Below are 14,178 nucleotides of genomic sequence, written 5' to 3'. Positions count from 1 at the left end.
TATGAAAAGAATATTTGTTTATTCTCTGCTGCTTGTGGCAAGCTCTTTGCTTGCCCAAGCTCAAACTTTCAAATTCGATTTCTCGTCTGATAAGAAAGAACAAGAAGGCTTTACCAAAATAACTCCCTCAACTTTGTTTAATAATGATTCGGGTTATGGTTATGACTTTCAGCCTGCTTGGGACGGTAAAAGTGACGCGCCTTTCTTTTTCTCGGTAAATGTTCCTGATGGTAATTATAGAGTGGCTGTAACATTGGGAAGTAAAGACTCTGCCGGCAGTACCACAGTTCGTGGTGAATCACGCCGTCTTTTCATTGAGAACCTCGACACAAAGAAAGGAGAACTCGTAACGGAGACTTTTACAATTAATAAACGTAATACCGTTATTAAGGGTAATCAGAAAGTAAAAATCAAGGAACGCGAGAAGAAGAAACTGAATTGGGACGATAAACTGACCTTGGAGTTTAATGGTGATGCTCCCCGTTTATCTTCTTTAGTGATTGAAAGGGTTGACAAGGTTCCTACTGTATTTCTTTGTGGTAATTCAACGGTCGTTGATAATGATAATGAGCCTTGGGCAAGCTGGGGACAAATGATTACCCGTTTCTTTACGGATAAAGTTTGTATAGCGAATTATGCCGAATCGGGGCTTTCTGCCAATACTTTCATCGGTGGAAAACGTTTGGATAAACTATTGACCCAGATGAAAAAAGGCGACTACTTGCTGATAGAATTCGGTCATAATGACCAAAAACAGAAAGGACCGGGTAAAGGAGCTTACTATTCTTTCTCCTATTATATCAAACAGTTTATTGATGAGGCTCGTCTGAAAGGAGCTTATCCGGTGTTGGTTACGCCAACTCGCCGCCGTCAGTATGATAAGAATGGCAAAATCAAGGATACGCATGCTGATTATCCTGCCGCTATCCGGGATATTGCTGTACGTGAGAATATCCCTGTCATTGACTTGCAGGACATGACAAAAGTATTATGTGAAACAATGGGGGTAGAAGAATCCAAGCATCTCTATGTACATTATCCGGCAAATACTTATCCCGGACAGACTCAGGAACTGAAAGATAACACGCATTTTAATACTTTTGGAGCTTATGAAGTAGCAAAATGCGTAATTGAGGGAATGAAGAAAGCAAATCTTCCTATTGTGAAAGATTTAAAAGCAGATTATGCTAACTTTGACCCCGCAAAACCGGATAAATTCAAGAATTTTAAATGGAACCTGTCACCATTTACAGAGATAGAGAAGCCGGATGGAAATTAAAGAATAACAACTTAAATACATAAAATCATGAAAAAGGTAATTTTTACATTGGTATTGGCTGCATTTGCTTTTACCGGAAATGCACAGATTTTGAAAAAAGACTTATTGCAAGGATATAAAGATGGTGACAAATTGGAGAAATCGGTTTATAGTGAGAAAACGGCGCCAATTGCCATAAATACATGGTGTGGAGCATTTTCTTCAAAACCTAATACCAATCCAAGTCCTACCATAGGTAAAGAGCTTGTTTACGAAGGATATGCAGAAAAGGGCCCGTCTATTAGCATAGGCGGTTATCCTGCCGGTACGAAAGGCGCTCGTTTCAGTATCTACTCCATGACTGATGGAAAGCAATATGGTCGCGGTACATTTTACTTGTCTTGCTTAGTAAACTTCTCCAAGCTCGGAGCAAGTGGTATGGCAGACTTTTTGGGAGTAAGCGCCAGCTATGTGGGCGGTAGCAACCGTGCCAATATTTATGTGGCTCGTGAGGGTAGCGATAGAATCCGTTTCGGAACGAGTCTGTTGAAAGTGAAGGCTGAAACAACCATGGCTTACGATTATGATAAAACTCACTTACTGGTGTTGAAACTGGATTATGCCAATCAGAAAGTGTCTTTGTTTGTTGACCCTGAACTGACTGCGGAAGAGCCGGCAGAGGCCTCATGTGTTGCCGAGGGAGATGCGGAAAATGTATTGAAACATGCCATCCGTTCCATTTCTTTCAGAAACCGTAGCGGTTTCATTGGCAATGTAGGTAATTTCCGTTGGTGTAACAGTTGGGCGGGAGTCATTGCAGAATAGAGAGTAATTTATGAAACATATTATAGCAAGTTTGCTTATAGCATTTGCCGGCTCGTTGGCCGTAGTGGGACAAAACCACTCGGTCAGCTTGTCCGGCAAATGGGCTTTTCAAATAGACCGTGAGGATAAAGGTGTCCGTGAAGAGTGGTTTAATAAAACCTTGAGCGACCGGATAAATCTGCCCGGGTCAATGCCCGAAAAACTGAAAGGGGATGATGTAACCGTCCGTACCAAATGGACAGGGAGCCTTTATGATAGCTCTTACTATTTCAACCCTTATATGGAAAAGTACCGTATAGACGGTCAGGTTAAACTGCCTTTCTTCCTGACGCCGGATAAGCATTACGTTGGGGTGGCATGGTATCAGAAGAAGGTGACGGTTCCTGATAGCTGGAAAGGAGAACGGATCGTACTCTTTCTGGAGCGTCCTCATATAGAAACTACCGTGTGGATTAATCATCGGGAAGTCGGTATGCGGAACAGTCTTTGCGTGCCTCATGTGTATGACCTGACTTCTTATGTCACTCCGGGAAAAAGTAGCTTGGTGACTATTCGTGTGGACAACCGGATTAAAGAGATTAACGTAGGTCCGGATTCGCATAGTATCACAGACCAGACACAAGGTAATTGGAACGGTATTGTCGGTAAGATAGAGTTGCAATCTACACCGGAAGTGTTTTTTGAGGATATACAGGTATATCCCGACCTTGCAGGAAAGAAAGCTCTTGTACGTATGAATGTGCGGGCATCTTCTTCAGCAAAAGGGGAGATAGCTCTTTCAGCGAGGAGCTTTAATACGAATGTCAACCATGAGATTGCTCCGGTATACCAAACCGTTACTGTGCGAAAAGGTGATAATCCGCTTGAAATGGAACTGCCGATGGGACAGAATTTTCTGACGTGGGATGAGTTCAGTCCGGCTCTCTATCGTTTAACGGCAACTTTGAAGAATGGAAAACAAATAGAAACGAAGCAGGTACAATTCGGAATGCGCGAATTTACGATAAACGGTAAATGGTTTTATGTAAACGGGCGTAAGACGATGTTGAGAGGTACAGTTGAAAACTGTGATTTTCCGTTAACGGGGTACGCTCCGATGGATGTTGCTTCTTGGGAGCGTGTATTCCGTATTTGCCGTAGCTATGGATTGAATCATATGCGGTTCCATTCTTTCTGCCCACCGGAAGCGGCCTTTATTGCTGCTGACCTTGTAGGCTTTTATCTTCAACCCGAAGGGCCGAGCTGGCCTAATCACGGGCCGAAGCTGGGGAATGGACAACCTATTGACAAATATCTGATGGATGAAACCATTGCGCTGACGAAAGCGTATGGTAACTACGCTTCCTACTGTATGCTTGCTTGTGGCAACGAGCCTTCCGGGCGTTGGGTAAATTGGGTGAGTAAGTTCGTGGATTATTGGAAAGCGACAGATCCCCGTCGTGTATATACAGGAGCGTCGGTTGGTGGCAGTTGGCAGTGGCAACCGCATAATCAGTATCACGTAAAGGCCGGTGCGCGGGGATTGACATGGGCGGAACGGCAACCGGAAAGCATGTCGGATTACCGTGCCAAGATTGATACGGTGAAACAACCTTACGTTTCGCATGAGACAGGGCAATGGTGTGTGTTTCCTGATTTTAATGAAATCCGTAAGTACACCGGAGTAAATAAAGCCCGGAATTTTGAGATATTCCGAGATATACTGGAAGATAACGATATGAGTGGTCAAGCTCATGATTTCATGATGGCGTCGGGTAAGTTACAAGCTATTTGTTACAAGCATGAAATAGAGAAAACATTACGTACACCCGATTATGCGGGTTTTCAACTATTGGCATTAAATGATTATTCCGGCCAGGGAACGGCATTGGTGGGAGTGCTTAACGTATTTTTCGAGGAAAAAGGTTATATCGATGCGGAGAAGTTCAGACGTTTTTGTAGTCCGACTGTTCCGTTAGCGCGGATTCCTAAATTTGCGTATACCGGTGATGAAACTTTTCATGCGGATATAGAGGTTGCCCATTTCGGAGCAATGCCGTTACGGGGAGCAAGAACTGTTTATACGGTTAAGGATAAATATGGAAAGGTCTATGCTCATGGAGTAGTTGGTAGTGGTAATATTCCCATAGGTAATCTTATCTCTTTGGGGAGTGTGGATTTAAAGTTGGATGCTGTTGACACTCCGCGGAAATTGAATCTGGAAATACGCATTGAGAATACGGATGCCGTGAACGATTGGGACTTTTGGGTATATCCGGCACGTGTGGAACCGGCGGAAGGTGATGTGTACATTACGGATACATTGGATGAACGAGCTATTTCTGTGTTGAAACAAGGAGGCAAGGTTCTGATTACCGCAGCCGGAAAAGTGAGCTATGGTAAAGAAGTGGTACAACATTTTACTCCCGTATTTTGGAATACATCCTGGTTCAAAATGCGTCCGCCGCATACCACCGGCATTTTCCTTAATGAATATCATCCGTTGTTTAAGGAATTTCCTACCGAATACCATAGTAATTTACAATGGTGGGAGCTGCTGAACAAAGCGCAAGTGATGCAGTTCACAAATTTTCCGGGTAATTTTCAGCCGATAGTTCAGAGTATAGATACCTGGTTTATCAGCCGTAAGCTAGGAGTCTTGTTTGAAGCAAATGTGTTGAATGGAAAGTTAATGATGACGAGTATGGATATTACTTCACAGCCGGAAAAGCGTGTTGTTGCCCGTCAGATGTATAAAGCTATTCTGGATTATATGAATTCTGATAGTTTCCGTCCTTCGGCTACTGTATCTCTTGAACAGGTACAGGAGTTATTTACAAAAGTGGCAGGGAATGTAAAGTCGTATACAAAGGACTCACCGGATGAGCTGAAACCTAAAATAAATTGAGGATTATTGATTGGGAAGACAGATATTGAATATCTGCCGTGTATATCAAACATAAAGGTTCGGACTTTCACAAGCCCGAACCTTTTTACTTACACAAAATTTTCTACGAGAATCTTATTATTTAATACCTATTTTCTTTGCTTTTTTACCGGCAATGCCCAATTCAACCAGCTTATTATACATCTCAATTCCTAAATATTCGGCGGCTTCAGCAGTAAAATGCAGTTGGTCTCTTTGTAGTTCGGCTTTAGACATATCTATGACGTAAAAGTTCTTATCTTCCTTGGCGAGCTTGTAGAGCGCGGCTTCTACGTCGGCGCTGTATTGTTTATTACTACGGGATACTGTACCACAGATGAAGGGGAGCTTTTTGTATCGCTTGTTTCCGGTTTTCTCTACAAGGAAGTTACGTACATACGCTACCACGTCCTTTAGATTTTTATAATAATTTTTGCCTTTGTGCCGATCGCTTTCGCCTTGATGCCATAGAAAAGCTTTGATTTCATATCCTTCGGGGAGTTTATCCAATTTATTGTCGATACATGCTGAAATGTTTTCTGTAAACGAGAGTAAAAGTGATTTTCCACCGGTAGCTGTTGAATGGTTGACGGCAAGCCATTTCGGGTCGGCCGACCAATATTTACCGCTTGTACTGCTGCAACCTGTGTCGATAGCTGTTCCGCCCAAAGACCATTTTATTACATAGAAGTCTTTTTGAAGCGCCTGCTCCAACCAGTAATAGGTTACGGCGTCATAAGCCCATCGACCCGGACGCGCTTGGTGTACCATGCGGGGCCAGAAAGTTTCAAACTCTCCCGTTATTTGCTGGCCGGCACTTCCATAGCACCATTGGCAATACTTATATTTATTTTGTCGGATATAATCGGGAAGCACATTGTTTAATACACGTCCGTCTGTGTTTGACTGTCCGGCAGTGATGATGACGGTTGCCGGCTGGTTGCGCTTACTTTGTCCGAGAGCAGTCAGCGAGCATAAAATTGCTGCTGTCAATAGAAACTTTTTCATGATATTTATTTCAGGATTTGATTTATCTGTTGGCAAAGTTACGCAACCTTTATTTCAAATACATGCAATATTATTCAGATATCCTATACATTTATACAGTGATTGCATAGAATGCTTTGTGGGCTTTATGAATGGCGTATAGTGGGCTTTTTTGCATACTTTCTGTACATAATTACATGCGGGAATCGACTCAGACCGCTACTTTTGCAGATACAAAATATACGAATGGTAGTATGAAATGCACATTTCGGTTTCTTATATGATAACTTTATTGACCATGAAAAATAAGATGAGAAAGATTTATGACTTTAGGCGGGCGACAGTCTCAATGCTCTGCATTCTGTTGTTCCTGCTATGTGGTGTCACGGCAACGGCGCAGAATCGGGAAATCGGCGGTACTGTATTGGATGAAACGGGACAACCTGCTATCGGCGCCACTGTAGTAGTGAAAGGAACAAATAGTATGACTATTACCGGGTTGGACGGACAATTCAAGCTTTCTGTTCCCAAAGATGCCGGACAGCTGGAGATTTCATACGTGGGCTACGAAACAGCCAAGATAACATTGGGCAGAGGGAAAAATGTATATAATGTGAAGTTGAAAGTGGCAGATTTGGCGTTGGACGAAGTTGTGGTTATCGGTTATGGCACTGCCAAGAAAGGGAATGTGACCGGTTCCATCGCTACCTTGAAAGGCGAGAAAGTTGCAGATAGGCAGAATGAAAACGTACTGTCTTCGCTGCAAGGACAATTGGCAGGTGTGGAGATTACTACAAACAGCGGGGCGCCGGGTGGCGAACTGGAAGTACATATCCGAGGCGCTGCATCTATCAATGCCAGCGATCAACCGCTTTATGTAGTTGATGGTATTCCGGTAGATGACCTAAGTGATTTGAATGCAGACGATATCGAATCCATCGATGTGTTAAAAGATGCCTCCTCTTCTGCTATCTACGGTTCGCGCGGCGCTAACGGCGTTATCCTTATCAAAACTAAAGAAGCGCCGAAAACGGGTAAGGTGAACGTGCAGTTCTCCGCTTCTTTCGGTATTCAGCAGATGGAGAAGAAGCTGGATGTGCTGACACCGGAAGAATGGATTGCCTGGCGCTCGGAAATCAATAACCAGAATTATGTAAAGGCGTATGGTTCGAAAGGCGCTATGGCGACCGATGATTATGAAATACGTCTGGCTTATACCGGCGGTTCTGTAAATACGTCGTATGTAAATGACCCTCGCTGGATACAGCCCGGATACGGCGACCTGATGGCTATTGACTGGCAAGATGAAGTTTTCCGTTTGGCTCCTAAACAAAACTATACCTTGTCGGTATCTAATTCTACAGACCAGTCCAACTATCGTGTGAGTTTGGGTTATGTAGACCAGAAAGGTATTGCTGTCAATACTTCTTATAAAAGACTTAACCTGCGTGCCAACATGCAGACTACCATATTCAACCGTATTACATTGGGTGTCAATCTGGCTCCTTCCATGTCGTGGAATAACGGTGGAACGGCGGATGCTGTGGCTGTACTTTCTATGGTACCGTTTGCCGAGTCGGAAGCAGGCCTTTATACAGGGGCGGAGCCTTACAGCAGATATAGCTGGGCCGGTACCCGTGTCAGTCCGGTAGCTACGTTGGAACGTAAGTCGAGTATGACGGAAGATGCCCGCGTCAATACTTCCGCATTTATCCGTGCCGAGTTGTTTGATGGTTTGCGTGCGGAAGTAACAGGTTCTTATAATTTTCGTAGTACGCAGGCGCGGAGTTTCTTGCCCAGTTCCATCTCTAATCGTTGGAACACGGGCGAAGGTTACTATGCTACCGCTAATCGCACCGACGGACGTAATCATTCCTACCTGTTTCAGACGTTACTGAATTATGACAATTCTTTTGGCAAGCATACTGTAGGCGCTATGGCAGGTTTTTCAATGGAAGCCAAAACTTCTTATTCTTCCCGCCTCGCAGCAACACATTTCCCTGATAATTTGGTGGAGAGTTTCGATATGACTGACGTAGATTTGACTACGGCTTATGCCACAATCGGATATCCGGGACGTATGGCTTCTTTCTTCGGGCGCCTGCAATATGAATATGACAACCGATACCTGATGACTGCCAGTATTCGCCGTGACGGTTCGTCTAAGTTCGGTAAAAATAAGCGTTGGGGTATTTTCCCTGCCGTATCGTTGGCTTACCGTATTTCGAACGAACGGTTCTGGTCGGAAGATTTCGTCATTAATTCAATGAAATTGCGTGGCAGTTGGGGCGCCAATGGTAATAATTCTCTCTCTGACGGGGCGGCATTAGGATTGATGTCGAGCGCAAACTACTCTTTAGGCGGTTCGTTGCTGAATGGCTATGCCATGTCATCGCTTGATGTGGAAGACCTGACATGGGAGAAAGTATATAGTTGGAATGTCGGTGCGGACTTTTCGTTGTTCAACAGTCGTTTGTCGGTATCGTTGGACTATTACCGGAAGAAAACGAGCGATTTGCTGTATAAAGTGACAATGCCCGGTATTATAGGTTTCAGTAATATGTGGGATAATGTGGGTGAGGTTCAAAACAAAGGCTTTGAGTTGGAACTGCAAAGCCAAAACCTGACGGGAACTTTGCGTTGGAGCACCTCTTTTAATATGGCTTACAATAAGAACGAGGTAACCGATTTAGGCAATAATGACAAGATATTCAGTGACAGTAATACACAAGTATTGATGGTAGGACAGCCTATGCGCAGTTTCTATATGTATGATGCTGTGGGTGTGTATCAATATTCCGAAGATTTACGGAAGTATCCGGTACGTAAAGGTACGGCATTGGGTGATGTGCGTTATCGTGATGTGAACGATGACGGAGTTATTAACGATGATGACCGTACGTTGGTGGGCAAACCCAATCCCGACTTCACTTTTGGGATGACGAATAAGCTGAGTTGGAAAGCGTTCGACTTGTCCGTACTGTGTACGGCACAATTCGGCGGTATGCTCTACAGTATGTCACCGGGGCGTTATATGGACAATCCGGGTATGGCTATCTCGCAGAACGTCTTTTCTTGGTGGAAGAATATGTGGCGTTCGGAAGAGGAGCCGGGCGACGGAAAGACGCCGGCATTAAGCTCCACTACCGGTGAACTGCGTGATACACGCTGGCTTTATAGCTCGGACTATTTCCGTATTAAGAATATTACTTTGGGATACAAATTACCGCTTAACCGAAAGATTATACGCAACGCGCGTGTCTATTTCACTGTGGAGAACGTATGGATGTGGGATAAATACGACGGCGGCTATTCACCCGAAAATAAAGGTAACAATGCCTATCCGCAGGCACGTACTTATACGGTCGGTGCCAATTTCAGCTTCTAAAGAAATAACCTTTAAAAAACATCACTTATGAAAACGATTTATCATATATGTATCAGTATCATTCTGTTGGCAGGTGCGCTGTTTACTACAACTTCCTGTGAAGATTGGCTGGAGGTGAAATCGCCGACCTCACGCGCTACGGAGGATTTCTTTCAGACACCTATTCAGGCAGAGCAAGCATTGCTGGGTATTTATAACGGATTGCTGCCTGTTCCTGAATATATTCTGCTCATGTCCGACGGGCGTTCGGATGACGTATGGACCGAACCGGCCGATGACAAGCAACGTGACTACGTGGATATCAGTGTTTTTAATCCGAGCATATACACTGCCGGAACAATAAACAGCGCTTGGAATGCTTTCTATAAAATAGTATCCCGCGCAAATCTCTTCCTTGAGAGAGTAGAGCATCTGGAGTTCAATGTGGAAGACGATGCTGAGGAGGTAGATGTAAAAGCTACTTTTATGGCCGAAGCGCGCTTCTTGCGAGCCTATGCCTATTTTGAGCTGGTAAGGTATTGGGGGCGTGTACCGGTTGCCACTAAATCGTTAAGTGCGGCAGAGGCAATGAGTACGCCGCAGTCCGAAGCGCAAGATGTATACGAGCAAGTAATCATTCCCGATTTGCAGTATGCCATAGAAAACATGAAAGACCGGGCTTACACAAGCAGTGGCGGTATTGCCGAATCAGGGCGTGCTACACTTCCGGCTGCGCAGGCATTGCTTGGCAGGGTTTATCTGACTATGGCCGGTTTCCCTTTGTATGATACGTCTAAATTATCACTTGCCAAAGAGGTATTGGGAGAGGTAATTACATACGCAGAGAAAAACAATAAATACTGGGCTGCTGACGGTGACACATGGCAACGTATCTGGATTAGCGATAACGACAATAAATATCATATTTTTGAGGTACAATATGTTGCCGAAAAGAATTATGGCAACCCCGTGGTCTTTATGTCCGTACCCAATGTGGGAACAGATTATATTGGCATTCAAATGTCGGGTAATCGCATAACTTGTTCGGAGGCGCTGGCTGCGCTTTATGAAGAGAACAAGGCGGATGTTCGTTATGAAGCGACGGTCGATCCCAAGAAGAACTACTTTACAAAGTTCTTTGAACATAAAATCAAACGGAAAGAGTTGGGATACAGTGATATTGACGGGCAAATAGTGGATCGCACTTATTTCCCTATCAATTATCCGCTTATCCGTTTGGAAGATGTAATGCTGATGTATGCCGAGATTGCAGGTCCTACGGATGAGGGCGTGCGATTGGTAAATAAAATACGTACCCGTGCCGGGTTGGCGGCATTGAGTGCGGCGCAGAAAAACGAAAACGCTTTCCTGCAATGTGTAGAAGATGAACGCCGGCGTGAACTTGCCTTTGAAGGTATTCGCTGGCACGATCTCGTACGCCATAATACATACATGGAGAAGATACGTGCCAAATTCTCGGATAAAGCTGCCGGAACATCCGTTTATGATAACTACATCAATAACGTGCAACCGGGTACTTATCTCTATCCTATTCCTGATACGCAAATGAAAGCGAAAGAAGGATTGTATCAGCAAAACGAAGCATACAAATAATGAGTGACAAGGAGTAATGAACACTAATAAACAATAGTAATAAGAACATGAAGAACAGATTCTATCTACTTACATTTCTGCTGATAACCCTCTTTGCGGTAGACGGTTATACGGCTGAACGCAAGAAGTATAATTTCAACAGTGAATGGCGTCTGCAAGTAGGGGACTTTCCACAAGCGAAAAAGCCCGACTTTAGAGATAGCGATTGGAAACAAGTGACATTGCCGCGTGCTTTCAATGAAGATGAGGCTTTCAGACTATCTATCGAACAGCATACTGACACGGTTGTTTGGTATCGCAAGCATTTCCGGGTAAAAGAATTGAGAGGTAAAAAAGTATTTGTCGAATTCGAGGGAGTTCGCCAGGGTGGTGAATTCTTCCTGAACGGACACTATTTAGGACTGCATGAAAACGGGGTCATGGCCGTAGGATTCGACCTTACTCCCTATATGAAAGAAGGAGATAACGTGTTGGCTGTGCGTACGGACAATAACTGGTTCTATCGCGAAAAACGTACTAACTCTAAGTTTCAGTGGAGTGACCGTAATTTCAACGCCAACTATGGCGGCATTCCCAAGAACGTATTTCTGTATGTGACGGACGAGGTATATCAGACTCTGCCTCTGTACAGCAACCTGAAAACAACCGGTGTATACATCTACGCCACCGACTTCGACATCAAAGGCCGCAAGGCGAAGATACATGCCGAGTCCGAAGTGAAAAACGACAGTCGCGAGGCACGCAGCTTCAGCTACCGGGTAACCCTGACCGATGCGGACGGTAAGCCGGTAAAGACCTTCCATGGCGGCAAGACAGTGCTGAAAGCCGGTGAGACGGGAACCGTGAAAGCCGCTGCCGATGTGAGCGAACTGCACTTCTGGAGCTGGGGATACGGCTATCTGTACACCGTGAATACGGCTTTGCTGGACGACCGCGGCAATGTTTTTGACGAGGTTGTGACCCGTACCGGTTTCCGCAAGACAAAGTTCGGCCGGGGAAAGGTATGGTTGAACGACCGCGTCATCCAAATGAAGGGCTATGCCCAGCGTACCAGCAATGAATGGCCGGCAGTGGGGCTTTCCGTTCCCGCATGGCTGAGCGACTACTCCAATGGCCTCATGGTGGAAAGCAACGCGAACCTTGTCCGCTGGATGCACGTCACTCCCTGGAAACAGGATGTGGAGTCTTGCGACCGTGTCGGCCTTATTCAGGCCATGCCTGCCGGCGATGCGGAGAAAGACCGTCAAGGCCGCCAATGGGAACAGCGTACGGAACTGATGCGCGATGCCATTATCTACAACCGTAATAACCCGAGTATCCTGTTTTACGAATGTGGTAATGAGTCTATCAGCCGTGAACATATGATTGAGATGAAGGAAATCCGCGACAAGTTCGACCCTTTCGGCGGACGTGCCATCGGCTCGCGTGAGATGCTCGATATTAACGAAGCGGAATACGGCGGTGAAATGCTTTATATCAACAAGAGCAAGAAGCATCCGATGTGGGCTACCGAATATTGCCGCGATGAGGGACTCCGCAAGTATTGGGATGAGTACAGCTATCCGTTCCATAAAGAAGGGGCGGGACCGCTTTACCGCGGTCAGTCTGCAACAGATTATAATCATAATCAGGACATGCTTGCATTGGAAATGGTTCGTCGCTGGTACGATTACTGGCGTGAGCGCCCGGGTACGGGCTTACGGGTCAGTGCAGGCGGTACGAAAATCATCTTCTCCGACTCCAACACACATTATCGCGGTGAGGAGAACTACCGCCGCAGCGGCGTGACCGACCCCATGCGTATAGAGAAAGACGCCTTCTTCGCCCACCAGGTAATGTGGAACGGCTGGGTGGATACGGACAAGTTCCAGACTTATATCATCGGACACTGGAACTATCCTGAGCATACGGTGAAACCCGTATATGTCGTATCGAATGGCGAACAGGTGGAACTGCTGCTCAACGGCAAATCCCTGGGTAAAGGTAAACGGGAAAGCCATTTCCTTTTCACTTTCGATAAGGTCGCTTATCAACCGGGCAGGCTGGAAGCGGTAAGTTACGACGGAAAAGGCAGGGAAGTGAGCCGCTATACATTGTCAACAGTGGGGGAAGCCGCCCGTCTGGAACTTACCGCCATGCAGAACCCCGAAGGTTTCCACGCAGACGGAGCCGACATGGCCCTGCTTCAGGTGGAAGTTGTGGACAAGGACGGCAGACGCTGTCCGCTGGATAACCGTACGGTCCGCTTTACCCTGAAAGGCGAGGCCGAATGGCGCGGCGGTATCGCACAGGGGAAGGACAATCATATCCTGGATATGAACCTTCCGGTGGAATGCGGCATCAACCGTGCGCTGATCCGCAGTACGGCCAAAGCCGGCAAAATAGTTGTCACCGCCGAGGCGGAAGGGCTTCCGGCCGCAAGGCTTACGCTGCAGACCGTTCCTGTGAAAGTGACAGACGGACTGAGTGACTACCTGCCCCAACTGACCCTGAAAGGCAGGCTGGATAAGGGGGAAACTCCGCTGGCTCCTTCCTATACGGATACCAAGCGCGACATCGCCATTGTGTCCGCCGAAGCCGGCGCCAACCGTACCGAAACGGGCAACAGCCACGATGACAACGAGTTGAGCGAATGGGCGAACGACGGTCGGTTAAGTACGGCCTGGATTACCTATACACTGGCTGAAAAGGCGAGCGTCGATGACATCTGCATCAAGCTGAACGGCTGGCGTTCCCGCAGTTATCCTTTGGAAGTGTATGCCGGAGACGAGCTGATTTGGAGCGGAAACACGGAAAAGAGTCTGGGATACGTACATCTGGAAGTGGACAAGCCGGTATGTTCCGATAAGATAACCGTCCGTTTGAAAGGCAGCACTACCGACAAGGACGCTTTCGGCCAGATTGTGGAAGTGGCGGGCGGAGCGGCCAATGACATGGAGAAGAAAGCAAAGGAAGGCAAGGGAAAACATAATCTCCGGATTATAGAAATAGAGTTTCTGGAAAGCATAAAAAGTAGGTAGTAATGCATTTAGCGCACACACCGTGCGGACGCTTTGCGGAACCGGAGGTACTCTTCGGAACCATTCACTACCTCATCAGTGACGCTTCCAGCTTCGTGACCGGAGCGCTCTCGGTAGTGGACGGTGGTTTCGACGCCTTCTCAATCTGATAAAATCCGTCCCGCAAGACGATGCCTTTTGTCTTGCGGGATGAAATATTTCA

The 14,178-nt window shown here is 46.0% G+C and carries 7 protein-coding genes and 1 pseudogene; 7 read left to right on the top strand and 1 reads right to left on the bottom strand.

The window, feature by feature from the left end; translation table 11 throughout:
* The first annotated feature begins 1 nt into the window (after position 1).
* Genes I2F54_RS15185 through I2F54_RS15175 form a run of 3 tightly spaced genes read left to right on the top strand, consistent with a single transcriptional unit; the run spans position 2 to position 4,970 of the window.
* The gene (locus I2F54_RS15185) at positions 2 to 1,279 is read left to right on the top strand and encodes a rhamnogalacturonan acetylesterase (RefSeq protein ID WP_195501734.1); all 1,278 of its coding nucleotides are present in this window, start codon (positions 2 to 4) and stop codon (positions 1,277 to 1,279) included.
* A 27-nt stretch (positions 1,280 to 1,306) separates the two neighbouring features.
* On the top strand, positions 1,307 to 2,083 hold the full coding sequence (locus I2F54_RS15180; RefSeq protein WP_195501732.1) for a hypothetical protein: 777 nt from the start codon (positions 1,307 to 1,309) through the stop codon (positions 2,081 to 2,083).
* 10 nt (positions 2,084 to 2,093) lie between these two features.
* Positions 2,094 to 4,970 (top strand): exo-beta-1,4-galactosidase, encoded by a 2,877-nt coding sequence (locus I2F54_RS15175; protein WP_195501730.1) that lies wholly within the window; start codon positions 2,094 to 2,096, stop codon positions 4,968 to 4,970.
* Between the two features lie 117 nt (positions 4,971 to 5,087).
* Here the strand turns inward: I2F54_RS15175 and I2F54_RS15170 are convergent, their stop codons facing one another.
* A complete protein-coding gene (locus I2F54_RS15170) occupies positions 5,088 to 5,996 on the bottom strand; it encodes a sialate O-acetylesterase (protein WP_195501728.1) in 909 nt (302 codons plus the stop codon).
* 277 nt (positions 5,997 to 6,273) lie between these two features.
* Here I2F54_RS15170 and I2F54_RS15165 point away from each other — a divergent pair, with 277 nt between their 5' ends.
* The 4 genes and pseudogenes from I2F54_RS15165 to I2F54_RS15150 all read left to right on the top strand — a co-directional run.
* Positions 6,274 to 9,363, top strand: a complete 3,090-nt coding sequence (locus I2F54_RS15165; protein WP_195501725.1) for a SusC/RagA family TonB-linked outer membrane protein — start codon at positions 6,274 to 6,276, stop codon at positions 9,361 to 9,363.
* A 27-nt stretch (positions 9,364 to 9,390) separates the two neighbouring features.
* The gene (locus I2F54_RS15160; RefSeq protein WP_009121921.1) at positions 9,391 to 10,956 is read left to right on the top strand and encodes a RagB/SusD family nutrient uptake outer membrane protein; all 1,566 of its coding nucleotides are present in this window, start codon (positions 9,391 to 9,393) and stop codon (positions 10,954 to 10,956) included.
* Between the two features lie 47 nt (positions 10,957 to 11,003).
* Positions 11,004 to 13,976: a glycoside hydrolase family 2 protein gene (locus I2F54_RS15155; protein ID WP_195501723.1), complete on the top strand. Its 2,973-nt coding sequence runs from the start codon at positions 11,004 to 11,006 to the stop codon at positions 13,974 to 13,976.
* An 8-nt stretch (positions 13,977 to 13,984) separates the two neighbouring features.
* Positions 13,985 to 14,125: pseudogene (locus tag I2F54_RS15150) on the top strand (SDR family oxidoreductase); the annotation flags it as partial.
* Positions 14,126 to 14,178: the final 53 nt, after the last annotated feature.

This window comes from Bacteroides clarus, from assembly GCF_015555825.1.
In the GTDB taxonomy this organism is placed as follows: Bacteria; Bacteroidota; Bacteroidia; order Bacteroidales; family Bacteroidaceae; genus Bacteroides; species Bacteroides clarus.
The sequence above is the reverse complement of the archived record's forward strand: the minus strand, read 5'-3'. Positions and strand labels throughout refer to the sequence as shown.